We start from the raw sequence: 23269 nt of genomic DNA on the forward strand, positions 1-23269 counted from the left end.
TGGTCAAACCTACCCCAGGCATCAGAAGCCGGTCAGGCCGCCACTGCAGAGCAGCGTCTGGCCGCTGACGTAATCTGACTCCGGGATGCAGAACAGGTAGACCGCGCCGGCCGCTTCATCGGGCGTGCCGCCGCGGCCCATCGGGATGGCGCGCTCCATCGCGGCCAGCGCGTCGGGCGGCACGCCGAGCTTGATCTCGCGCCCATCGATGCTGGCGTTGTCGCCGTCGGCGGTCAGACGCGTCTTGATCAGACCGAACGCGACGCAGTTCACGGTGACGTTCATCCGGCCCCATTCCTTGGCCAGGGTCTGGGTCATGCCGACGACGCCGGCCTTGGCCGCCGCATAATTGGCCTGGCCCGCATTGCCGAACAGGCCAGCGATCGACGAGATATTCACCACCTTGCGCACTGTTGGTGCGCCCGCGTCTGCTTCCGCCTTGCTGTAGGCGCGGATCAGGGGCTGGGCCGCGCGCAGCAGCCGGAACGGCGCCGTCAGGTGCACGTCCAGCATCGCTGCCCACTGCTCATCGCCCATTTTCTGGATCACGTTGTCCCAGGTATAGCCGGCATTGTTGACGATGATGTCCAGGCCCTGGTATTCCGACACCGCCGCCTGCAGGAAGCGCTCCGCGAAGTCGGGCGCGGTCACGTTGCCGGCGCAGGCAACAGCCTCGCCGCCCACATCGCGGATCGCCTGCACGGTTTCCTGCGCCGGCTCCTGGTCGAGGTCATTGACGACGACGCGCGCGCCGTCGCCGGCCAGCTTGAGGGCGATGGAACGGCCGATGCCGCGGCCAGCGCCGGTGATGACGGCGACTTTGCCGTCGAGTTTGGGAGTCATTACCAGTCTTTTGAATGCTATAGTGAGTGAAGTGCTGACTATATCGGCGTTGCCCCTCCAAACGCGTCCTTAGACCGCAAATGCAAATGCGTATTGCCCACTTGGGAACCGGAGCTGTGGCCACCAAGCCGAATTTCCATTTTTGTCGGACGTTGTACGAAGTAAAAATAGTGTTACTTTGTCAGAGGGCACCCTATCCGCTTCGCCTCCGGTCAAAATACCCTGGGTCTCCCGGCGCCCCTCTATCAAGCCACGCTCACGATCAACATAGACATAACCACTGGTCTGTCCGTGGAGCTGCGCGTACTGCTCGATAGACGCAATAATTGCAGCAGAGTTCCATACATGTTCAGCCTCACTTTCGTCAGGCCTGGTTTTCGACAGAAGTTCCAAAATCTCTGCAATAGGAAATTCAGCAAATGTCTTATTAGAAATTTTTGAAAGTCGTAGATCTAAGTTTTTCGTAACGGTCATCGACGCGGAATCGCGTAAAACTTGAGCCGGGTTATAGGAGTGCCCACCTAAATATGCACCTATTGCCCCGGGAACCAGAACGCTCTTTCTTGTTGGCTGCAGACCAGTCTCAACATAAATTCCACGAAACTCTTCATTAGGGCTCGAGGCGATCAAGTCTCGCAACCCATGTTCCATTTTATTGATCGCACGAAATAGCACATGGAGTTCTCTCGGCAGAAATAGCCGAAGTAAGCCAATGTCCTTTCTTCGATATCCATACATTCGAGCGTGCTGCAGTACTGTATCTGCTTGAGGCGTTCTTGGATTGCGCCCATAATAGCTGACCAGCAAATTCTTTATCGTAACTCCACGTCCAAGCTTATTTCCGCCAACGAACAAATTAAAAGGCGATCGCAAAGCAACGTCTTCGTCTGTTTCACCGTTTACCAGCTTTACGGTAATCCCTGGCGATAGGAATTCGATGGAATCTAACAGTTCTTGAAAATTACTGTTTCTAATTCCTTTATGGGTTGTCGCAATATCATCATAAGCTCTTCTTAGACGCGCAACGACCTTGGCATTTCCATTTTTTAATCCCTTTGTCAGATCGGTTTTATATGCGCGGAGCAACTCTACTATGTGTTTGTGATCTGCCGTCTTCGTACTGACGTGGCACAGGAACGCACAATTTTGATCGGCATCTTTTGTGCGCTTATATGTGGCGCCCACCATAAAGGTGTCTAAAGCTTGAATCAGAGACGCAGGCATTCCACCAGACGGCAATGGTTGGGCGCCTGCTGAGAGTGCTGCGATTTCTCCAATCGGAAATTCTGTAACAAGCGCTGAATTATCCTTAAAGAAATCTGCACCACCGACGTATTCCGAACCAGGGTGACTTAAGACGGTAAATTTAGGCCGAAAAGCGTGTTCGCCTTCCTGCAAAAAAAGGGCTTGGGGCGTCGCCGTGACTTGCAAATACGTGTTTCGAACGAAAAAAGTCCGCAAAGTTTCAATAAGCTGATTGATTGAGCTCCGTGACCCGTCCATACGGCGAGCTTTTGTGTTAAGGCTAGCCTGATCTGCTTCATCATCAATGATTAAACATGTTAATCCACGTAACTTTGCACTCTTAAAGTTTTCTATAAGTGTTTTAAGTAGAGCGGAATTTTTCGTAACCACAATGGCGCACGTTCCTCCCTTTATCCGCTGCAAAAAAGCAACCGGATCACGGATGTCGTGTTTTCCGAGAATGTCAATACCGGGAAACGCCTCCTGCGCGCGGCCCAAAGTTTGCTCATAAAGTGGGTCTATATCTGAAGTTAGTATAATAATTGTCTTATAGCCCTCATCTGCCCCCATAGCGCCGGTAACAGTCAATACGCCGGTTTTCCCGCTTTGAACCAAGCCGTAGATGAGTCCGTTTGTAGAATCAGATCCGCCTGTAAGCGGATCTACCCAATTCTCAACTACTTCCTCTGCAGTTCTTCGAATGTCATCTACTTCACTTAGATTCCCAACTTGTTTTTTCAGAAGATTGAGCACTTGATCGCGGTGGTTCATGCCGAGCCTTTCATAATTCTATTTGAAATTAAACGATACCAGTCAGAGGGAGGGACCTTTGTATCCAATGACCCGTCGGGCCCGGTGATTTCGAAATATTGCCGGTATCTACGATGACAACCAATGCGGACGGACAGGCCTCGAATAATAGCTAATTTCTTAAAATCGTCGAATGGAAGAGCTGCAATCCCATCTGACCCACAAATTAATCCAATAACAGTATCGATCGCTGCTGCACGAGAGCGAATTAATATTTGCTCCTCAGGATTAAATGTGAATCCCCATGGGCTACGCACCCCTGTCGAGTATTTAAGGTAGAGTTGGATAGAGTCATTTATGACAAAAAATGGAGCAGAATATTTAAATTCTGCATTCCCGCAACTCCGAATGAGTTGGTGCAGCGCTGCACCTTCGTAGAATTCATGCTTTTGTATTGCCATTATCGGATGTAAACGAGAGAAAATTGTTTCAATATAACAACACGAGTCGATAGTTACATCTTCCTTTATTATTTTATAAAAAGCAACTAAAATTCACTTGGGAATGTTGAGTGAGGGTAGGCAGGTGGACAGGAGGTTAAATTTCTGCATGCCACGATGGTAAAGCGACGCAACGCTGAGGCTGGCATCTGGAGGGAGCACATGAACTCCATAACGGGGATTTGCATTCCACGTTCACAATCACCGGTTGACAGCGGATGAAATATGAGCAGGTAGCTCGTCTAAGCCATGCATGCAGCGTCTCTGCGAATTTAAGATTTTACTACTGAAAGTCAAAAATACTTTGCATACTAATTATCTGCATCGAGCATACGGCCTGTCGAAAAGGCGACTGTTAGCGACCCGGTCAGTTCGCGTACACATCAGAGCGAATCTTGACTCTAGTTGGCAAGCTGAATGACTACTACCGATCTTCAGAACCCCGTAAAATGACACCCCCTAAGTCCAATTTCTTACTAACGTTGCAAATTACATAACTTCGCGAAAGAGATGTAACTTTAATCATTTAGTTTCTCATGCCCAAAATAATTGCGTTAAGTTTAAACCACTAAGGCAAAAATTGATGAACGTCCATAGGCTTCACAAATGTACTTCCCTACAACTGACAAAATAAGAATCTTTAACAAGGTAGAAAACAACGAGACTGACACCACGGCGTCGATTTCTCGCATAGATTGCAAAGCGCCTCGGTTAAATTGCGTTGACTTGTTTGCTGGCGCAGGTGGCTTCTCACTCGCAGCGCAAAAGGCTAAACTCCGCGTGGTTGCCGCAGTGGAGATGGATGAGCATGCGGCGTCAACATATACAGCCAATTTGATCAACAACAAGAGGGTCGCAACCCGTCCAACGCTATACGTCGAAGACATCTTAAGGCTCGAACCCGAGGCGCTGAGAATGGCACACTTTGGCGACGGCACACCTTGTGACGTCGTGCTCGGCGGGCCGCCATGTCAAGGGTTCTCTGTTCATCGCATCAATGGCGCGGGGATAGATGATCCGCGCAATAAATTGGTTCTCAGATATTTTGAGTTCGTAAGATGCCTGCAGCCTAAAGTTTTTTTGATGGAAAACGTGCCTGGGCTACTTTGGCCCCGGCACCGGAAGTTTTTAGCCGAGTTTTTTTCTGAAAGCGAAAACGCTGGCTACCGCATCATTGGGCCGATTGCGCTGGATGCTAGAGATTATGGAATTCCGCAACGAAGGAAACGAATATTTGTTCTCGGGATTCATAAGGGAGCCGAATTTGAAGATTCAGTTTGGCCACCAAGCGCTACTCATGGTGACGATGAGGCTAGACAGAGAACTCCCGCTCTAAAACCTTGGGTGACAGCGCGAACTGTTTTTAGTAGGCCATTAAGTGAATCAGATGAAAACAATATTCATATGAGTCATTCGGAAGAATTAATTAGTGTTTTTAAGGCGACCCCAAAAAATGGTGGAAGCCGCAGTCATTCTGGACGTGTGCTTGAATGTCATAAAAATCACAATGGGCATAACGATGTCTACGGCCGAATCGATCCTTCAATACCCGGTCCGACGATGACTACTGCGTGTATCAATCCGTCAAAAGGAAGATTTGTTCACCCGACCGAACATCACGGCATCACCGCACGTCATGCGGCACGATTCCAAACCTTTCCCGAAAAATTTGTATTCAAGGGGGGGATTACTGCAGCTGGGAAGCAAATCGGAAACGCCGTCCCTGTAAAGCTTGGCGAAATTCTATTGCGTACTATAGCGGAGGGGCTTCGTCTTGGCGCTCGCGAGTAGAGTTCTCTTAATGGAAAGCTGGGGAGCGTGCCACAAGTCCGACAACTGATGCAGGCAAGGCGGCAGCCGCTGCCAATGCGCTGACGCACGGCATGCGCTCTGCTGAGTGGATGGAGCAACGTAAGACCATTGCCAGCCTTATGCTCGCTTTCCGCTCGGCAGCAAAGAAAATATGAATGAATTCATAGGGGTCATGCATTCCCTCTATGAGAGTTAGCGATGATTATGGTGCGGAAGAAGATTGCTACGCTCACTGGGATGCCTGCTAGCGGTCCAAGCAAGGCGTAGAGGATACTGCCAACTATGGCTGCGCCAAGTATCCATCCAAAAACCTCGCGTATGCAGTACGCACCGCAGCAAGCTAACACGATTGAAAGAACGGTGTTGTCCTTCCTCCTGAGTGGCCTACCGCGAGGTTATAGCTGCAAATCAGTAGGAGAGATTCGGCCAAATATCTAACCCATTAGATAGCCGATAGTTGTTAAAAAATATATCTCCGCCTTTGATGGCGGTTTCGCTTTAGACTCGGCGGCCCTGATTCGCTGCATTTCTATTTGAGCAGCTTTTGTAGTGGGCTGTCGTCTTATAACGGGTGGCAGCAACCAACACCCAGACATACGCCAATGCCACAGGTAAGACTGTGTACAGTGTCCCGAGAATTCCAGCTGCGAACTGGCCACTGGAATGAAGAATTCCCAGCGCCACTACAAAAATAGCAGTAGCAGCAGGGGCGCGGCTACGCCCGGCGCTAGGAGGGACGTCGGCGGGGACAGTAGCGTATTCACGCCTCACATTCTTGGCATAAGTTCTTCGGGAATCCACGTCGCAACAACGAACAGGCCAAACCACATCAAGCCGTACGGCCATAGCGTACCCTTCGCGTATTGCTCATATATCCCGGCACCAGCGATCCCGACAGCGATAAATGTCACTAGAATAGCAAAGCTCAGCTGGAACAAGAGTGGCACTCTTGCAAAATTGCAAATCTGCCCAAAGTCGTCTGATTTCGTAGAATTCGTTGCCTGGTCTGCGCCAGCCCTCCCGGTTTATTGTCTAGCAATTTTATAGGGTTTTAACTGAATAGCAACTCTGCAACGCATCATACTTTTGGCGCTGACCTCAGGCAGAGATGTAGTGCTGGAAAGCCTACATGGTGCCTACACGAATCTATCGAGCAATAAAAAAGGACTCAGGTTTTTACCTAAGTCCTTAATTTTACTGGTAGGCCTCCCGTGAGTCGAACACGGCACCAACGGATTATGAGTCCGCTGCTCTAACCAAGCATGAGCTAGAGGCCCAGAAATCGGAACAGAAACAACTCCTGCCATCTGCTTCAACGGCGCCTTCCGTAGAGCAGAATGGCGAGAGGATATTGCCTTTAGTACAGGGCCGTCAAGCCCAGACTACAACAATCAGCTACTACCCTCGAGGAAGCTCTTCAGCTTGTCCGAACGCGACGGGTGGCGCAGCTTGCGCAGCGCCTTCGCTTCGATCTGGCGAATCCGCTCGCGGGTCACGTCGAACTGTTTACCCACCTCTTCCAGCGTGTGATCAGTCGACATCTCGATGCCGAAGCGCATGCGCAGCACCTTGGCTTCGCGCGGGGTCAGCGAATCGAGCACGTCCTTCACCACCCCACGCATCGAGGCGTGCAGCGCGGCGTCCGACGGCGCCAGCGTGTTGTTGTCCTCGATGAAGTCGCCCAGGTGCGAATCGTCGTCGTCGCCGATCGGCGTCTCCATCGAAATCGGTTCCTTCGCGATCTTCATGATCTTGCGAATCTTATCTTCCGGCATCTCCATCTTGATGGCGAGGGTGGCCGGATCCGGTTCGGCGCCGGTCTCCTGCAGAATCTGGCGCGAGATCCGGTTCATCTTATTGATCGTTTCGATCATGTGCACCGGAATACGGATCGTGCGCGCCTGGTCCGCGATCGAGCGGGTGATGGCCTGGCGGATCCACCACGTGGCGTAGGTCGAGAACTTGTAGCCGCGGCGGTATTCGAACTTGTCCACCGCCTTCATCAGGCCGATGTTGCCTTCCTGGATCAGGTCGAGGAATTGCAGGCCGCGGTTGGTGTATTTCTTGGCGATCGAGATCACCAGGCGCAGGTTGGCCTCGGTCATCTCGCGCTTGGCCTTGCGCGCCTTCATCTCGCCGGCCGCCATCTGGCGGTTGATGTTGCGCAGGTCCGGCAGCGGCAGTACGACGCGCGCTTGCAGGTCGATCAGGCGTTGCTGCAGTTCCTTGATCGTCGGGATGTTGCGGCCCAGGATGGCGCTGTAGGCGTGGCCGGCGTTGACTTCGCCGTCGACCCATTCCAGGTTCGTTTCATTGCCCGGGAAGACCTTGATGAAGTGGGCGCGCGGCATGCCGCAGCGGTTCACGGCGACGTCCAGGATCTGCTTCTCGATGTGGCGTACTTCGTCGACCTGGCCGCGCAGGGTATCGCACAGCTTCTCGACCACCTTGGCGGTGAAGCGGATACCCAGCAGCTCGTCGGAGATCGCATCCTGCGCCTTGACATAGGCTTTCGAGTTGTAGCCGTCCTTCTCGAAGGCCTTGCGCATCTTGTCGAATTGCTGGGCGATGTGGTTGAACTTGGCCAGGGCCGACTGCTTCAGCGCTTCCAGTTGCTCGGCCGAGTAGCCGGCGGCGCCGGAGGCGCTTGCGGCTTCTTCTTCCTCTTCCTCGGCGCCCTCTTCTTCGTCTTCTTCTTCTTCGTCGTCATCCGACGCAGCTGGAGGCGGGGCGACCGGCGGGGTCTGTTCGTCGCCGTCCGGGTCGACCAGGCCGTCGACGATTTCGTCGATCTTGATTTCGTCTTTTTCGATCTTGCTGGCGGCGTCGATGATCTCGGCGATCGTCACCGGGCAGGCCGAGATGGCCTGGATCATGTCCTTCAGGCCGTCTTCGATGCGCTTGGCGATTTCGATCTCGCCTTCGCGCGTGAGCAGCTCGACCGAGCCCATTTCGCGCATGTACATGCGGACCGGGTCGGTGGTGCGCCCGAAATCGGAGTCGACGGTGGACAGCGCCGCTTCGGCGGCCGCTTCGGCTTCGTCGTCGCTGGTGACGGTGGCAACGTTATCGGACAGCAGCAGGGTTTCCGCGTCAGGAGCGTGCTCGTAGACGGCGATGCCCATGTCGTTGAAGGTGCCGATGATGCCTTCGATCGCTTCCGGATCGACGATGTTTTCCGGCAGGTGATCGTTGATCTCGGAATAAGTGAGGAAGCCGCGCTCCTTGCCCGACTTGATCAGGGCCTTGAGCTTGTTGCGGCGAATCTCGAGCTCTTCTTCGCTGGCTTCGGTATCCGACGAGAAGGCGTCTTTCAGCAGCGCTTTTTCCTTGGCCTTGCGGTCCTTGGCCTTGGCCTTGTCCGCGGCCTTCAGTTCGGCGCGCTCGACCGCATTGAGGGCGGCGATCTCCTCGTTCTCGGGCGTGAATTCCTTCGGCTTGCGACCACGGCGTCCCGGGACCTTGACGGATGGCAGGACGTAACCGGACGTGTCGATCGCGGAAAGTAGCGCCGCATCGGTCGTCTGGTTGACCGGTGCCGGGCTCGCCGTACGAACCTCGGCCGTGTCTTGACCTTTGTCCACCGTGGCGGACGCTCGCGTGGTTTTTGCAGCCACTTTGGTTTCGGGTTTCTTGGTTGGCACAGGCGCTTTCGAAGTCACGACGACTCACACTTTACGATGGTTAAAGATAAACTTTCTTGTTACCTTATATCACCCTGCAAGCAACTTCCGTTGCCTCGCTAACCCAAACTCCACGCCCTCTCGAAACGAAAAAGGGTTTCAAAGGTTGCAATAGTTAGCGTTTTATTATAGCACGCACCCCTAGTTTTTCCAGTCGTGAAGACTGCCCTCCAGCACTATGTGGCGGAGACTCAGCGAGGCGCCCTCTCCGCGATGGCCTCGCGCTCCAAAGCGTCCAGCTCAGCCGTGATTTCGCGATAGCGAGCGCTCACCTGATCTGGGGTCAGGCCCGCGGAAAACAACTGGTTCAACTCGTGTTTCAACGAGTCGGTCTTGATTTGGCGCAGTGCACTCCACAACCATATGCGGTCCGCATCAACTTCGGACTCCGGCTCGGCCGCGATCTCCGCGATCAGGCCGTCGTACTCCACGGTCACCTCTTTCAATTGTTGCGACAGGGCAGCAAAATTGCCATGCTCCCCGAGCGCCTGGGCCATGCCGACCAGGTAACGCAGGCTGTCGGCGGACTCTTGCCCGAAGTAGTCGAAGGTCTGTTGCACGGCTTCGTCCAGGTCAAGGGCCAAGTGCGGATGGGACACCAGGATGCGCAGCATCTGCAGCTCGAGTCCGACCGGCTTGGGCCGGCCCTGGCGCGGCGGCGCCTTGCGCAGCACCGACACCGGCTTGGACAATTCAAACAACGCTTCGATTTCCGCAGGGGTTGACTCGGTCAGGCTGGCCAGCCCGCGCACGATCTGCAGGCGCAGCGCGGTCGGCGTCATCGATTGCAGCAGCGGCTTGGCTTCGAACTGGGCGTGGGCGCGGCCTTCCGGCGTGCCCAGGTCGTGCTCGGCCGTGATCTCGCGCAGCAGGAATTGCGACAGCGGCATCGCCTCGTTGATTTCCTGGGCAAAGGCGTCGCCGCCGCGCTCGCGCACGAAGCTGTCCGGGTCGTGCTCCTGCGGCAGGAACAGGAATTTGATGATCTTGTCGTCGGTCACCTGCGGCAGGCAGGCTTCCAGCGCGCGCCGGGCGGCGCGGCGGCCGGCCTTGTCGCCGTCGAAGCTGAAGACCACGGTATCGGTCTGGCGCAGCAGCTTTTGCACGTGGGTGCTGGTGCAGGCGGTGCCGAGCGTGGCGACGGCTTGCGGGAAGCCCAGCTGGGCCAGCGCGACGACGTCCATATAGCCTTCGGTCACCAGCACGTAGCCGGCGTCGCGGATGCTTTGCCTCGCCTCGAACAGGCCGTACAGCTCCAGGCCTTTCTGGAACAGCGGCGTTTCCGGGGAATTCAGGTATTTCGGTTCGCCACTGTCGAGCACGCGCCCGCCGAAGCCGATCACCTGCCCTTTGGTGTTGCGGATCGGGAACATGATGCGCTCGCGGAAGCGGTCGTAGCGTTTCTTGTTGTTGCCGTCCTCGTCGACCTTGTCGATCACCAGGCCCGATTCGACCAGCGCCAGCACCTCGTAGTCGGGGAAGACCGAGCGCAGGTTGTCCCAGCCGCCGGGAGCATAGCCCATGCCGAAGCGGGCGGCGATTTCGCCGGTGAGGCCGCGCTTCTTGAGGTAGGCGATGGCGTTCGGCGACTCGCGCAGCTGGGCGCGGTAATAGGTGCAGGCCTGGGTCAGCGCATCGGTCATGGCCAGCGACTGGGCTTGCTGGGCGGCGCGCTGCTGCGGCGGGATTTTGTCGTCGGCCTCCGGCACCACCATGCCCACGCCCTGGGCCAGATCCTTGACGGCATCGACGAAACCCATGCCGGAATATTCGATCAGGAAGCCGATCGAGGTGCCGTGGGCGCCGCAGCCGAAGCAATGGTAGAACTGCTTGGTCGGGCTGACCGTGAAGCTGGGGGATTTTTCGTTGTGGAAGGGGCACAGCCCCATGTAGTTCGCGCCGCCCTTTTTCAGCTGGACGTAACGGCCCACGATATCGACGATATCGACACGGTTGAGCAAATCGGTGATGAAGGATTGCGGAATCACTAGAGGTACTCAGTGTTTGTCCAGGCTCAGATCAGACTATACCGCAGCGCTGACTGCAAATTGATTTATGACAAGGCAATTGCCAAGTTGGATTTCGCGTGTGGCGTGGATGCACGCGGTCAACTTGGCGCGATCAGCCGCCGGTCAACGCCTTCTTGACCAAGCCCGACACCACCGTCATATCCGCCCGCCCAGCCAGCTTCGGCTTGAGCACGCCCATCACCTTGCCCATGTCCTGCGGACCGGCGGCGCCGGTGGCGGCCACGGCGGCGGTGACTTCAGCGGCGATTTCTTCGTCCGACAGCCCGGCCGGCATGTAGGCCGACAGGATGGTCAGTTCGGCTTTTTCGATATCGGCCAGGTCGGCACGGCCGCCGGCTTCGAATTGCGAGATCGAATCCTTGCGCTGCTTGATCATCTTTTCGATGATGGCCAGCACCTGGGTGTCGTCCAGCTCGATCTGCTCGTCCACTTCCTTGCGCTTGATGTCCGCGAGCATCAGGCGGATGGTGTTCAGGCGGCCGCTTTCCTTGGCGCGCATTGCCGCCTTCATGTCCTCGGTCAGTTGTGCTTTCAGGCTCATGGATTCTCCGTCTGGGATAGGTAATAACGATGGGTATGAACGACAAAACCCGCCGCGGTAACAACCGGAGCGGGCTTGCGGACGCTCAGCGACTCACCGGGACAACGGTCACCGGGTGGAGTCGGCAATGCCGTCTTAGTACAGTTTCTTAGGCAGTTGCTGGCTGCGGATGCGCTTGTAGTGGCGCTTCACGGCAGCTGCCAGCTTGCGCTTGCGCTCTGCGGTTGGCTTTTCGTAGAACTCGCGTGCGCGCAGTTCGGTCAGCAGACCAGTTTTTTCGATAGTGCGCTTGAAGCGACGCATTGCGACTTCGAACGGCTCGTTTTCTTTAAGGCGGATAGTGGTCATGTAAAAATGAAACCGTTGGATTTATGAAGAACGAAAGTTTAGCATTGTTTGTGGATCAGTGGAAGGTTTTATCGTCATGTTCCACAATTGCTACATCAGTGCAGCGTTCAAACGCTGCTGCCGGCGACGAAGCCGGATGCCCATGCCCACTGGAAGTTGTAGCCGCCCAGCCAGCCGGTCACGTCGACGCTCTCACCGATGAAATACAGGCCCGGAACCTTATTCGCCATCATGGTCTGCTGGGACAGCTCGCGCGTATCCACGCCGCCCAGGGTCACCTCGGCCTTCTTGTAGCCTTCCGAGCCGGTCGGGATGATTTCCCAGCGGTTGATGGCGTCGCCCAGCTTGCGCAGCCTGGCGTCGGGCATGTCGGCCAGGCGGGCGTCCGGGGCAAATCCGTTGGCCGCCAGCAGGCCCTCGGCCAGGCGCGCCGGCAGCCAGCCGGCCAGCACGTTGCCCAGCTGTTTCTTTACGGTGCTCTTGGCGGCGATCAGTTCCTCGGCCACATCCATCTCGGGCAGCAGGTTCAGCACGATCGGCGTGCCCGGCTCCCAGTAGCTGGAAATCTGCAGGATCGCCGGACCGGACAGGCCGCGGTGGGTGAACAGCAGGTCTTCGCGGAAATGGCCGCCGGCCTTGGCCTTGCCGCCCTTCCCTTTTCCTTGGGAACCCGTGCTCACCTCGACTTCCAGCGCGATGCCGGCCAGCGGCACGAAGGCTTCCCAGCTCGGGCCGTCAAAAGTAAGCGGCACCAGGCCCGGACGCGGCTCGACAATGCCGAGGCCGAACTGGGTGGCGATGCGGTAGCCGAAGTCGGTCGCGCCGATCTTCGGGATCGACAGCCCGCCGGTGGCGATCACGACGCTGTCGCATTCGATGTCGCCAGCATCAAGCGTGATGTGGAAACCGTTTTCCATCTGCTCGATGCTGCCGACCTTGCACGGCATGCGCCAGCTGACCTCGCCTGCATCGCATTCGGCGCGCAGCATGGCGATGATGTGCTCGGACGACTCGGTGCAGAACAGCTGGCCCTTGTGCTTCTCGTGGTGGGGAATGCGGTATTTCTTCACCAGGTCGAGGAAATCCTGGGCCGTGTAGCGCGACAGGGCGCTGCGGCAGAAATGCGGATTCTGCGACAGGAAATTGGCCGGGCCGGCGTTGATATTGGTGAAGTTGCAACGCCCGCCGCCGGAGATGCGGATCTTTTCGGCCAGCTTCGTGGCATGGTCGAGCAGCACCACGCGCTTGCCGCGCCGGGCGGCTACGGCCGCGCACATCATGCCGGCCGCGCCCGCGCCGATTACTGCCACATCATATTGTTCTGCCATGCTTGCCGTGTCCTTGCGTTGGCGTTGAAATCGCCAAACCGGCCATTGTATCCGACCAGGCCGGCAGGCGCCTTGTCATGTAGGGTGGTCGGGGCCTCCGACCGCGCGTTCAAATCCAGCATGCACCGTGGCGACGCACGATCTGGTTGAACGCGCGGTCGGCAAAGCCGACCACCCTACAAACGCTACCCGCCATCCCCCGCCCGCACGTCCAGGTCACGCCCGTTGAGCACGGTGCCATCCTTCCCGATGGTAATCATGTGCATGCCGGTGTCAAGCAGCCCAAGGCGCTTGAGCTGCTCGGGCGACACGCGCAGGAAGTAGTCGCCCGGGAAGATGCCGCTGATGACGAAATAGCCGTCGGCCGCGCTGCTGATGGTGGCCACCACCTTGCGCGCTGCATCCACCACTTCCAGGCGCAGGTCGCCGATGGCGCGGCGGGCGCCGTTGGCGTACAGGTAGGTGGTGCCATCGACCTCGCCCGTCATGGCCACCGCAAACTCGACCTGGGTCACCTTGCCGGGCCGCGGCACGACGCGCACCCCGGGCATCCGCGGCTGCCATTGCGGGTCGTCGAGCGTGTTCGGGTCGAGGCTGATGTCGGTGTTCTGGTGGGTGGGCAGGCGTCCCAGGTAGGCAATGCCCCTGGTGTCGGTGCGCGCAGCGTAGTTGGCGCCGTTGACGGTGAAGCCGGCGTTGGCAATGGCTTCGTCGGTGCCGTCCATGATGCCGTTCAGGTCCTTGTCGAGGAAGACGCGGATCGAGGCCGCGCCCATGTTGGCCATCGGCTGGGCGTCCAGCATGACGCGGCTGCTGCGGGGCTCCAGCCCCATCGCCATGAAGAACTGCAGGCCGAGCCCGTACTCGCGGCGGCTGGAGTAATAGCCGTTGATGCCGAGCCCGTAGCTGCCCAGGCTCTTGTTCAGGGCGCCGGTGACGCGCAGCTCGTGGTTCTGGAACATGCGCGCCAGGCCCAGGTTCAGCAGGTAGCCGTCGTTCAGGTAATAGTCGGCCGAGACCGCCGCACTGCCGAGCGCGGTCTCGGGTGACAGCGTGTACTGCAGCTGTCCGCTCAGGCCGATGCCGGCCACCCGGCGGCTGACCTGGAACAGGCCGTCGGCCAGCTCGTGGCTGCCCACCTTCTGCCAGCGCAGTGTATTGGTCAGCGCCACGCCGTCGCGGTAGGCCGAGATCCGGCCTTGCACATCGAGGTTGCGGGTCCCCGAAGCCAGGCGGTCGTGGCGCACCTGCAGCGCCAGCGGGAAGAACTGGGCGCCCCCTGGCGCGATGACGCCTTCGGCGCGCACTTCGTCGCGGGTACGCACCGGGTCGGCGCTCTGGTTGAAGAAGTCGCTGGTGAACTTGTCCAGCTGTGCGTGCGACGCCGACACGGCCACATTGCCCAACCGGGTCTTGACGCCGACCTGGGCCAGGGCGCCGCCGTCGCCGGACCTGGCCGCATCAAGGGTGGCAATAAAACTGTTCCAGTAGCCGCGCAGGCCCAGGTTGGCATAGGTGCGCGCGCTGCCGTCGAACATCGGTACGCGCTGCCAGCCGCCCAGGGCATTGATGCGCTCGCTCAGGCCCCATTCGAATTGCGCCAGCGCGCGCCCGCGCCCGAAGAGGTCGCGGTGCGCGCCGACGTCGTAGTAGAGCGCGCCGCGCGGCACCGCCGACTGCTCCAGCAGGAAGCTCTGACGCTCGACCCGCAGCTGCCCCAGCGGCCCATGGAACACCAGCCGGAACTCATTGGGGCCATAGGCGAGCGGCATGTCCTCGAAACTGTATTTGCCGTCCGGACGCGATTGCTGGAAGCCGACCAGGGCCTCGTTGTAGAACAGCTCGACGTCCCAGCCCGGCGGCAGCGCGCCCTGCAGCGTGTGGCGGTCGAAGCTGGTGGGCTGGTTGAGCGGCCGGTTGCTCACCAGGACGCCGTTGCCCGTCGCGCTGCTGGCCGAAATATTGGCCACGCCCGGCAGCGGCACGCTGCCGAACAGCGCGGTGCGCGCATGCAAGGGGCCGAGCAGGCCGCCGTCCGGGTCGTTGCGCCCGAGGGTCAGGCGCAGGCCGGAAGATGGGTCTTGCCGGTTGCGGCTGGCATACAGGGCCGCTTCCATGCCGAGCAGGTCGGTCGTCAGGTAGGCCGTATAGGCCGCTTCGGCCTGGCGCCGGCCATCCATCTTGCTGCTTGACAACCCGATGGTCTGGTCGATGAAGGGCACGTCGGCCAGCCGGTAAGGCGTGGCCAGGCGCGGGTAGCCCGGATCGGCATAGCCGCCCGGCGAGCCCGGCAGGCTGCCGAACTTGCGCCGCTCCAGCCTCGCCTGCAGAGGCAATTGCTCGCGTGGGCGCACCTTCAGGGCCAGGCTCGGCATGTCCAGCTCGAGGTCGACCGGCAGCCAGCGCTGCAGCAGGCTGCTGGCGACATAGATGTCTTCGGGCAGCAGCTTGAACTGCGAGCGGTCGAGTTCTTCGCGGCGGCCGGCGATCTCGACCGTGCGGCCGGGCACGTCGAGGCTGAAACCGCGGTTTTCAAACAGGATGAAGCCGCTGGCCCGCCCTTCGCCGGGCGTGACCCGGATCGCCAGGGTCAGCAGGCGCGACATTTCTCCCAGCGGCAGGAAGACTTCGCGCCCGATTTCATAGCCGGTGACGGCGTCGGACAGCAGCTGATTGCCGAGCCGCACTTCCAGCAGGACGAGATTGGCCTCGGATTGCCGCGACGGCGCCGCCACCGCCCCCGGCTGCAAGGCCGGCAGCAACATCAATCCTGCGACAAGAAATCCCGTTCGAAAACCCTGCATGGTGCCTGGATGCGCGCATACACGTGTTGGCGGCCGACCGGCGGTCAGCCCGACAACACGATTATTGCTCAAAAAACATTAACTGAGGAGCTCTTGTGCGCCAGGGCAGGAATCAAGAGAAGCGTGTGAACGGACTTCAAGGCAGATTCAGCCGGGCCTGGGCCAGCAGCTTGCCGCCCGCTTCCGGACGGTCGTGGTAGGTCACGTCGATGGTGCCGCCGGACAGCGTCACCCCGGCCGGCACCTCCAGCGGTACGGCGGCCTGGCGCACCCGGTTGGGCGTGTAGACGGCAATGCCGCCCACCTGGGCCAGGCCGACCGGCTTGCCGCCGCGCGGCGTGAAGCTGACGTTCAGGTCGCCGTACAGCGAGCTGGCGCCTTCGCGCTCGAGGCGCAGGGCCAGCACCGGGCGTCTGGCGGCATCCTTCTGCAGCGCCAGCCCGGCCAGGCCGGCGCTCGCGCTCAAGCTGCCGTGACGCACGATGACGGGCACCGAAGCACCGACCATCGCGTTGATGGTCACGCCGATCTGGGTTTGCGCGCCGCGGTTCTCGATGCTGGCATTGCCTTCGACCTCGGGCAGCTTGTCGAACAGCAGGTGCGAACGGTATTCGCCCTCCGCCAGGTCGGCGGGTTTGCGCAGCATGACGCGCACCGTCTGCGCGGTGCCGGGCTGCAGGGTGATCTGGCGCGGCGAATAGCGCAGCATGCCGTCGGCAAAACGCTCGCCGTCGATCGCGGTGTCGGCCGCCTCGAACTGGCCGGCCTCGGTCATGCGGCGGTTCACCAGCGAAATCCGGTAGCTGGCGGGCTTGCTGCCGTTGTTGATCAGTTCGATCTGGGCCGCGCGTGCGTTCTTGTCGAAGACGAGGCGGGTCGGGTGCAGCATCAGTTCCGCATGCGCAGGCGAAAACGGCGCCAGCAGCAGGCAGGCGATGACAAGGGAGGTCGCCCGGCGCAGGTGGCGATGGCAAGCAGATGCGAAAAACATGATGTAGTCCTACTGGAAATTGACGGTCAATGGAAATGAACCGGAGTAATTGCCCGGTGGCTGGTTGGGCGCAACGCTCAGGGTTGCGCCGACCGCCAGAGTCGTGCCGCCATTGGGCACCGATACCAGCGTTGCCGGATTATTGACAAAGGAATTGAGCGCCATGCTGTTGGCGCCGCTGTTGAGCCGGACACTGCCGTTGGGCGGTAACGAGATGATGACGGCCTTGTTGTTGCCGCCATTGCTGCTCTTGCCGACGTTGAACACGGCCTGCCCGACCGCAGGCGAATTGAGCAGGACGACCCCGCCGGTGCGCGAACGCACGCCGGTCGGACTAAGGATGATCGTGCCGCCGCTGCCGGCGACGAAACGCCCGAAATCCATGCCGCGCGCCGTGCTGAGCGTAATTTGCTGGGCATGGGCGCCGAGCGGGCAGAAGGAGGCCAACACCGCCAGCACCAGGGTGCCGGCGGCAGGGATTGCGTGGTAGCGACGTACCTGCATGATTCTGAACAAAGCCGGGACAGCTTACGCCACTACCGTGCCGTCATCAGTTGTAGTCGACGGTCGCGGTGATGGTGCCGGAGTAATTGCCAGGCGCCTGGTTGATGCCCACGGTCAGGATGCCGCCGACGTAGATCGACTGCGCGCCGGCGGTCAGGGCGCCGGCCGTGACGGTGCCGCTCGTGATGGCGCTGGCGGTCAGATCGGTGATCGGGGTGAAGGCCATCGTGTCGCCACCCGAGGTCAGCGCGGTGCCGATAACGCTGATCGTATAGGTCGAGGTGCCCTGGCCGGTCACGTTGAACTTGGCCGCGGTGCTGCCGCCGCCCATGCCGGTGACGCCGCCGCTTACGCCGCGCGTATTGTTCGGGCTGACGGTCACGGTGCCCGCGGTGCCGCTGGCTGCGAAGCTGCCGAAGGCCAGGTCGGCCGCCTGGACGATGGCGATCGGGGTGACCACGGTGCTGGTCGAGGCTGCCGTCGTGCTGGCGGCGTGGGCGCTGCCGGCGGCAACGGCGACTGCCAGTGCCAGCGCGGCCAGGGGCAGATGGGTCGAAGTGAAACGGGCGTGCTTGGTCATTCTGGTCTTCCTTCAGATAGTGATGGAGCGGCATTTCTACGCCGGACTGTTCTTACGAACCTTACACAACGATGCTCTGTAAGAAACATTAAACGTTGCTGCTCGGTATCGTTTTGCTATTTTGCAAGAAAATAATAACGGCTTTCTGCGCCAAATCACTGTTTCGGGAAGTTTACGACTGAAAATATCTTGTCAATTTCATCAATAATTGTTAATAAGGCACGCACCTATACAAGTGCGTAGCCTCGGATAACTAAAAATTGGCTGCATATAACGTAAGTTCATGGGAAATTCCCATCAGTTTGCAAGTTCATATGTGTCGCCGCAAAGCGCACATCTCGACCGCATAAACATATGTCTTGGCAAGACAAATGTTGTTGCCATCCAACGTTAGCGGGTCATTCAGCGGCGCAGGGAGCGCGCTACCTGCAGGCATTGCGCGAACTGCGCGGCGATCGGGCGCGGAATCGGCACCTCGCCGCGCAGGGCGGCGGCGATCCATGCGGCCGTGGTCGCGGCATCGCGCCCTTCCGGCACGGTGGCCAGCTCGTCGGCCGGCGCGTCGCGCTCGACCAGCAAGCTGCGCGCTCCCCCATGGAACCAGTCGATCTGCTGCGCCCGGTGCGGGTTGGCCACGGTTTCGCCCTCGGTGCCGCGCATCAGGAAGGCGTCGCCCCGCTCGGGCGGCGCGGCGGTAGTGAAATAGGCGCCGAGCGTCTCCAGGTATTCGGGGTGGGTGTAGGACACCAGACGTAGCGCCGGGCAGGCAAAGGGCTGCAGGATTTTTACCAGGGTATGGGTGGAATTGCGCACGCCCAGGATGCGCCGCAGCGCCAGCATGTGGGCCAGTTCGGGCGCCAGGCGCTCGATCGGCATGAAGGCCGGGCGACCGGCCGCGGCCGCGTCGAGGATGTCGCTGGTGGAACCGGCTTCGGCCAGGCCCAGCTCGGCCAGGATCTCCGCCGTCGTGATGCGCCCGGGATCGGACCGCACCCCATGCACCAGGGTCGGCACGCCTTCGCGCGCCAGCAGCAGCGCCAGCAGCGGCGTCAGGTTGGCCAGCTTGCGCGCGCCGTTGTAGCTGGGGATCAGGACCGGGGCATATTGCCCCGGCGGCGGCGGCAGCAGTGCGAACGAATGTTCGGCCGCGTCCATGAAGCCGGCCAGCTCCTCGACCGACTCGCCCTTGATGCGCATGGCCAGCAGGATCGCGCCCAGTTCGAGGTCCGACACGCGGCGCTCGAGCATGGCGGCGTAGAGCAGGCGCGCATCCTCGCGCGACATGCTGCGCGCGCCTTTCACGCCGCGGCCTATCTCCTTGATAAAGGGGGCTGCGGCAAATCGTTCGGTGGTCTTGTCCATATGGTGGAGCATACAACGCCTTGGCCACCGGCGGATTTGCCATGCCTTGTGCAAGTGCAGCATTTTCGGTCTACACTGGATCTTCCCTCCAGAAATCACAGCACCATGATCAATACGCCCGCCATTGAAAATACCAACGTCAGTTCGTTCGCGCAGATGCCGACGCCGAACGAACTCCACGCCTCGCTGCCCTTGACCGACCGCGCCTTCGCCACCGTGATGGGTGGCCGCGAAACGCTGCGCAATATCCTCGACCGCAAGGACAAGCGCCTGTTCGTGGTCGTCGGCCCCTGCTCGATCCACGATCCGGAAGCCGGCCTGGACTACGCGCGCCGGCTGAAAAGCCTGCAGGCGGAGGTCGCCGACACCATGGTGCTGGTGATGCGCGTGTATTTCGAGAAGCCGCGCACGACCACCGGCTGGAAGGGCTATATCAACGATCCCTTCATGGACGACTCCTTCCGCGTCGACGTCGGCATGGAACGCGCGCGCCGCTTCCTGCTCGACGTCTGCGAGCTGGGCCTGCCGACCGCGACCGAAGCGCTGGACCCGATCTCGCCGCAATACCTGGGCGACCTGATCGCCTGGGCCGCGATCGGCGCGCGCACCACCGAATCGCAGACCCACCGCGAAATGTCGTCCGGCCTGTCGACCCCGGTCGGCTTCAAGAACGGCACCGACGGCGACGTGAGCATCGCCGTGAACGCGGTGCAGTCCTCGGCCAGCCCGCACGCCTTCCTGGGCATCAACGGACAGGGCACGGTGTCGATCGTGCGCACCAGCGGCAATGCCTATGGCCACGTGGTGCTGCGCGGCGGCGGCGGCCGTCCCAACTACGATTCGGTCTCGGTGGCGATTGCCGAGCAGGCCCTGACCAAGGCGAAGCTGCCGGCCAACCTGGTGGTGGATTGCTCGCATGCCAACAGCTACAAGAAGCCGGAGCTGCAGCCGCTGGTGATGTCGGATGTGATCCAGCAGATCAGGCACGGCAACCGCTCGCTGGTGGGCGTGATGATCGAATCGAACATCGTCAGCGGGGCGCAGGCGATTCCGGAAGACCTGTCGCAGCTCAAGTATGGGTGCTCGGTGACGGATGGCTGCATCGGCTGGGAAGAGACCGAGGCAATGCTGCGCAGTGCGCACGCGGAATTGTTGCAGCGCCCGTAATGTAAAATGGCGGATTCCGCTTTACCACTCTCCTCTCCCCCATGATCGTTCTCGGCGTCGAATCCTCCTGCGATGAAACCGGCCTGGCTCTGTATGACACCGAGCGCGGGCTGCTGTCCCATGCCCTGCATTCGCAGGTCGCCATGCACGAAGAGTATGGCGGCGTCGTGCCCGAACTCGCTTCGCGCGACCACATCCGCCGCGCCCTGCCGCTGCTGCAGGAGGTGCTGGACCGGGGCGGCATCGCCATGTCCGACATCGACGCCATCGCCTACACCCAGGGCCCGGGCCTGGCCGGCGCGCTGCTGGTCGGCTCGTCGGTGGCCTGCAGCCTGGCGCTGGCGCTGGACAAGCCGGTGCTCGGCGTGCACCACCTGGAAGGTCACCTGCTCTCGCCCCTGCTGGCCAGCGAGCGTCCGCAATTCCCCTTCCTTGCCCTGCTGGTCTCGGGTGGCCACACCCAGTTGATGCGGGTCGATGGCGTGGGCCGCTACACCTTGCTGGGCGAGACCCTGGATGATGCCGCCGGCGAAGCCTTCGACAAGTCGGCCAAGCTGCTGGGCCTGGGCTATCCGGGCGGGCCTGCGATTTCGCGCCTGGCCGAATTCGGCGACCCTGCGGCCTACACCCTGCCGCGCCCGATGCTGCACTCGAAAGACTTCAACTTCAGCTTCTCGGGCCTGAAGACCGCGGTGCTCACGGTCGTGAAGAACCACGAACAGAAAGTGGTGGCCAATATCTGCGAGCAGGACAAGGCCAATATCGCGCGCGGCTTCGTCGATGCGATCGTGGACGTGCTCACCGCGAAATGCGTCAACGCGCTGCGCCACACGGGCCTGTCGCGCCTGGTGATCGCTGGCGGCGTCGGCGCCAACAAGCAGCTGCGCGCCTCGCTCAACGCGGCGGCCGTCAAGCGCCGCTTCAAGGTCTATTACCCCGAGCTGGAATTTTGCACCGACAACGGCGCCATGATCGCCTTTGCCGGCGCGCTGCGCCTCGAACGCAATCCGGCGCTGGCCCAGCGCGACTATGCCTTCAACGTGCGCCCGCGCTGGCCGCTGGACGAGCTGGAAGCTGCCTGAAACAGGCCGCCGCGCGGCACCAGGATGGTGCGCGCGATATTGAACTTGCAAGCCTGACATCGATCCTACGGTGTGACCGCCCCTTGCCAAACGGTGGCAATATCCGACGGTTAAGATTTACGGAGGGTTTGCGATGCGCGTAGTTAGCTGGAACATTCATTGGGGCTGTGGCAAGGACGGGCGGATCCGTATTCATGCGATCATCGACGTCCTGCGGCGGCTGAATCCGGATGTGGTGTGCCTGCAAGAAGTGGCGGCCAACCATCCGGAACTCAATGGCGGCGCGACTGCGAACCAGTTCAAGCAGCTCGGTGGCGCTTTTGGCGGCTATCACATGATGGAACATGCCCCGAGCGAGCTCTACAAGAATAATTCGCCTCGCCTGTTCGGCAACCTGATCCTCTCGAAATACCGCATTTCGCAGGTCCACCGCCACCTGCTGCCCTGGCCGGCCGACCCGGAGCGCCCCGCCGGCATGCCGCGCGGGCTGATCGAAACCGTGCTCGACGCGCCCAACGGCAAGCTGCGCATGATGACCACCCACCTCGAGTATTACTCGCCGCTGCAGCGCATGGCGCAGGTGCAGCGCATCCGCGAGCTGCATGCCGAGGCCAGCGCCCGCTCGCGCATCTTCCAGCCCGACCCGAATCTCGACGCGCCCTACCAGCTGGGCTTTCGTCCGGCATCGAGCATCCTGTGCGGCGATTTCAACTTCGCACCGGACGCCGACGACTACCAGGCCCTGCTGGCGCCATTCGAGGGCGGCGCCCCGCCCTTCCTCGATGCCTGGCGCGTCGCCAACGGCAATGTCGCACGCGCGCCGACCACGGGCCTGCACGGCTATCCGTGGCCGGACCGGCCGGAATGCTACGACCATTTCTTCGTCACCGACGACCTGGCGCCGCGCGTGGCGGCCGTCGAGGTGCAGTCGGAAACCGCGGCCTCGGACCACCAGCCGATCGTGCTCGACCTGAAGTAACAGCTTACTGCTGCGCCGGCGCTTCCGGCGCCGCTTCGATCCTGGCGGCGATGTCGCGCAGCGCCTGCTCGAACACTTCCGGCGGCTGGCCGCCCGAGATCAGGTGGCGCTGGTTGATGATCACGGCCGGCACCGACTGGATGCCGGCGCGCTGGAAGAACTGCTCGCGCTCGCGCACTTCGTCGGCGTAGTCGCTTGATTGCAGGATGCGGGCGGCGGTTTCCACATCCATGCCGATGCGCTCGACGGCGCGCAGCAGCGCATCGTGGTTGCTCGGGTCTTCGCAATGGGTGAAATAGGCTTCGAACAGCGCCATCTTCAGGTCGCGCTGGCGGCCGACTTCTTCGGCCCAGGCCAGCAGGCGGTGGGCGTCGAAGGTGTTGTAGATGCGGCCGCGCCGCTCCATCTCGAACACGAAACCGACATCCGAACCGCGCTGGCGGATCATCTCGCGGCTGTGCGCCTGCTGCTCGGCGGTGGCGCCGTATTTCTCGGTGATGTGCTCGACGATGTCCTGGCCGTCCGGGCCCATGTCCGGATTCAGCTCGAAGGGCTGGAAATGCAGGTCGGCCGCCACTTCGCCATCGACGCGCTCGAGCGCCTGTTCCAGCGATTTGAGGCCGATCGCGCACCACGGGCACGAGACGTCCGATACGAAATCGATCCTGAGTTGCTTGGTCATGAACGCCACCTTTCCTGGTTGTTGCGGCACGGGGAGTG

Annotated in this window: 17 protein-coding genes and 1 tRNA gene; 4 read left to right on the top strand and 14 right to left on the bottom strand. The window is 60.3% G+C overall.

The genetic code is table 11. The annotated features are described in order from the left end of the window. Positions 1-21 precede the first annotated feature (21 nt). Both AC56LR_RS00810 and AC56LR_RS00815 read right to left on the bottom strand, forming a co-directional pair. The gene (locus AC56LR_RS00810; protein ID WP_497126391.1) at positions 22-843 is read right to left on the bottom strand and encodes an SDR family NAD(P)-dependent oxidoreductase; all 822 of its coding nucleotides are present in this window, start codon (positions 841-843) and stop codon (positions 22-24) included. 69 nt (positions 844-912) lie between these two features. Then, the gene (locus tag AC56LR_RS00815; RefSeq protein ID WP_497126393.1) at positions 913-2859 is read right to left on the bottom strand and encodes a Z1 domain-containing protein; all 1947 of its coding nucleotides are present in this window, start codon (positions 2857-2859) and stop codon (positions 913-915) included. A 1085-nt stretch (positions 2860-3944) separates the two neighbouring features. Here AC56LR_RS00815 and AC56LR_RS00820 point away from each other — a divergent pair. Next, the gene (locus AC56LR_RS00820; RefSeq protein WP_497126395.1) at positions 3945-5129 is read left to right on the top strand and encodes a DNA cytosine methyltransferase; all 1185 of its coding nucleotides are present in this window, start codon (positions 3945-3947) and stop codon (positions 5127-5129) included. Positions 5130-6348: 1219 nt separating this feature from the next. On the opposite strand, the gene AC56LR_RS00825 is transcribed toward AC56LR_RS00820, so the two are convergent. The 11 genes from AC56LR_RS00825 to ybiB form a co-directional block, all read right to left on the bottom strand. After that, positions 6349-6427, bottom strand: a tRNA-Ile gene (locus AC56LR_RS00825). Positions 6428-6541: 114 nt separating this feature from the next. Further along, on the bottom strand, positions 6542-8734 hold the full coding sequence (gene rpoD / locus AC56LR_RS00830) for an RNA polymerase sigma factor RpoD (RefSeq protein ID WP_497126397.1): 2193 nt from the start codon (positions 8732-8734) through the stop codon (positions 6542-6544). 290 nt (positions 8735-9024) lie between these two features. Further along, on the bottom strand, positions 9025-10821 hold the full coding sequence (dnaG, locus tag AC56LR_RS00835) for a DNA primase (RefSeq protein WP_497126399.1): 1797 nt from the start codon (positions 10819-10821) through the stop codon (positions 9025-9027). Positions 10822-10954: 133 nt separating this feature from the next. Next, complete coding sequence (locus AC56LR_RS00840) at positions 10955-11404, bottom strand: GatB/YqeY domain-containing protein (protein ID WP_497126401.1); 450 nt, start codon at positions 11402-11404, stop codon at positions 10955-10957. Between the two features lie 135 nt (positions 11405-11539). Further along, positions 11540-11752, bottom strand: coding sequence for a 30S ribosomal protein S21 (rpsU, locus tag AC56LR_RS00845; protein ID WP_005665410.1), 213 nt, complete (start codon positions 11750-11752; stop codon positions 11540-11542). A gap of 107 nt (positions 11753-11859) precedes the next feature. Then, positions 11860-13080, bottom strand: coding sequence for a BaiN/RdsA family NAD(P)/FAD-dependent oxidoreductase (locus AC56LR_RS00850; protein WP_497126406.1), 1221 nt, complete (start codon positions 13078-13080; stop codon positions 11860-11862). Between the two features lie 185 nt (positions 13081-13265). Next, positions 13266-15845: a carboxypeptidase-like regulatory domain-containing protein gene (locus tag AC56LR_RS00855; protein ID WP_497126408.1), complete on the bottom strand. Its 2580-nt coding sequence runs from the start codon at positions 15843-15845 to the stop codon at positions 13266-13268. A 175-nt stretch (positions 15846-16020) separates the two neighbouring features. Continuing rightward, positions 16021-16875: a fimbrial biogenesis chaperone gene (locus AC56LR_RS00860; RefSeq protein ID WP_497126410.1), complete on the bottom strand. Its 855-nt coding sequence runs from the start codon at positions 16873-16875 to the stop codon at positions 16021-16023. Between the two features lie 9 nt (positions 16876-16884). Next, on the bottom strand, positions 16885-17379 hold the full coding sequence (locus tag AC56LR_RS00865) for a DUF4402 domain-containing protein (RefSeq protein WP_497126412.1): 495 nt from the start codon (positions 17377-17379) through the stop codon (positions 16885-16887). 46 nt (positions 17380-17425) lie between these two features. Next, positions 17426-17959: a DUF4402 domain-containing protein gene (locus AC56LR_RS00870; protein ID WP_497126414.1), complete on the bottom strand. Its 534-nt coding sequence runs from the start codon at positions 17957-17959 to the stop codon at positions 17426-17428. A 402-nt stretch (positions 17960-18361) separates the two neighbouring features. Then, on the bottom strand, positions 18362-19333 hold the full coding sequence (ybiB, locus tag AC56LR_RS00875) for a DNA-binding protein YbiB (RefSeq protein ID WP_497126416.1): 972 nt from the start codon (positions 19331-19333) through the stop codon (positions 18362-18364). Between the two features lie 93 nt (positions 19334-19426). On the opposite strand from ybiB, the gene AC56LR_RS00880 reads away from it, so the two are divergent. The 3 genes from AC56LR_RS00880 (at position 19427) to AC56LR_RS00890 (ending at position 22549) form a co-directional block, all read left to right on the top strand. Further along, entirely contained in the window at positions 19427-20488 is a 1062-nt protein-coding gene (locus AC56LR_RS00880) for a 3-deoxy-7-phosphoheptulonate synthase (protein WP_497126418.1), read from the top strand. Between the two features lie 41 nt (positions 20489-20529). Continuing rightward, positions 20530-21570 carry a tRNA (adenosine(37)-N6)-threonylcarbamoyltransferase complex transferase subunit TsaD gene (gene tsaD / locus AC56LR_RS00885; protein WP_497126420.1) on the top strand — a complete coding sequence of 347 codons (1041 nt, stop codon included), beginning with the start codon at positions 20530-20532 and terminating at the stop codon, positions 21568-21570. A gap of 133 nt (positions 21571-21703) precedes the next feature. Next, positions 21704-22549 (top strand): endonuclease/exonuclease/phosphatase family protein, encoded by an 846-nt coding sequence (locus tag AC56LR_RS00890; RefSeq protein ID WP_497126422.1) that lies wholly within the window; start codon positions 21704-21706, stop codon positions 22547-22549. Positions 22550-22553: 4 nt separating this feature from the next. On the opposite strand, the gene AC56LR_RS00895 is transcribed toward AC56LR_RS00890, so the two are convergent. After that, positions 22554-23231, bottom strand: coding sequence for a DsbA family oxidoreductase (locus AC56LR_RS00895; protein WP_497126424.1), 678 nt, complete (start codon positions 23229-23231; stop codon positions 22554-22556). Positions 23232-23269: the final 38 nt, after the last annotated feature.

The organism is Telluria sp. ZT3P39 (genome assembly GCF_059685935.1).

Excerpts from the sequence above, each read along its gene's own strand:
- AC56LR_RS00810 (WP_497126391.1), bottom strand. The coding sequence starts at position 843 with ATGACTCCCAAACTCGACGGCAAAGTCGCCGTCATCACCGGCGCTGGC.
- AC56LR_RS00815 (WP_497126393.1), bottom strand. The coding sequence starts at position 2,859 with ATGAACCACCGCGATCAAGTGCTCAATCTTCTGAAAAAACAAGTTGGG.
- AC56LR_RS00820 (WP_497126395.1), top strand. The coding sequence starts at position 3,945 with ATGTACTTCCCTACAACTGACAAAATAAGAATCTTTAACAAGGTAGAA.
- AC56LR_RS00840 (WP_497126401.1), bottom strand. The coding sequence starts at position 11,404 with ATGAGCCTGAAAGCACAACTGACCGAGGACATGAAGGCGGCAATGCGC.
- rpsU (WP_005665410.1), bottom strand. The coding sequence starts at position 11,752 with ATGACCACTATCCGCCTTAAAGAAAACGAGCCGTTCGAAGTCGCAATG.
- AC56LR_RS00850 (WP_497126406.1), bottom strand. The coding sequence starts at position 13,080 with ATGGCAGAACAATATGATGTGGCAGTAATCGGCGCGGGCGCGGCCGGC.
- AC56LR_RS00855 (WP_497126408.1), bottom strand. The coding sequence starts at position 15,845 with ATGTTGCTGCCGGCCTTGCAGCCGGGGGCGGTGGCGGCGCCGTCGCGG.
- AC56LR_RS00860 (WP_497126410.1), bottom strand. The coding sequence starts at position 16,875 with ATGTTTTTCGCATCTGCTTGCCATCGCCACCTGCGCCGGGCGACCTCC.
- AC56LR_RS00865 (WP_497126412.1), bottom strand. The coding sequence starts at position 17,379 with ATGCAGGTACGTCGCTACCACGCAATCCCTGCCGCCGGCACCCTGGTG.
- AC56LR_RS00870 (WP_497126414.1), bottom strand. The coding sequence starts at position 17,959 with ATGACCAAGCACGCCCGTTTCACTTCGACCCATCTGCCCCTGGCCGCG.
- ybiB (WP_497126416.1), bottom strand. The coding sequence starts at position 19,333 with ATGCTCCACCATATGGACAAGACCACCGAACGATTTGCCGCAGCCCCC.
- AC56LR_RS00880 (WP_497126418.1), top strand. The coding sequence starts at position 19,427 with ATGATCAATACGCCCGCCATTGAAAATACCAACGTCAGTTCGTTCGCG.
- tsaD (WP_497126420.1), top strand. The coding sequence starts at position 20,530 with ATGATCGTTCTCGGCGTCGAATCCTCCTGCGATGAAACCGGCCTGGCT.
- AC56LR_RS00890 (WP_497126422.1), top strand. The coding sequence starts at position 21,704 with ATGCGCGTAGTTAGCTGGAACATTCATTGGGGCTGTGGCAAGGACGGG.
- AC56LR_RS00895 (WP_497126424.1), bottom strand. The coding sequence starts at position 23,231 with ATGACCAAGCAACTCAGGATCGATTTCGTATCGGACGTCTCGTGCCCG.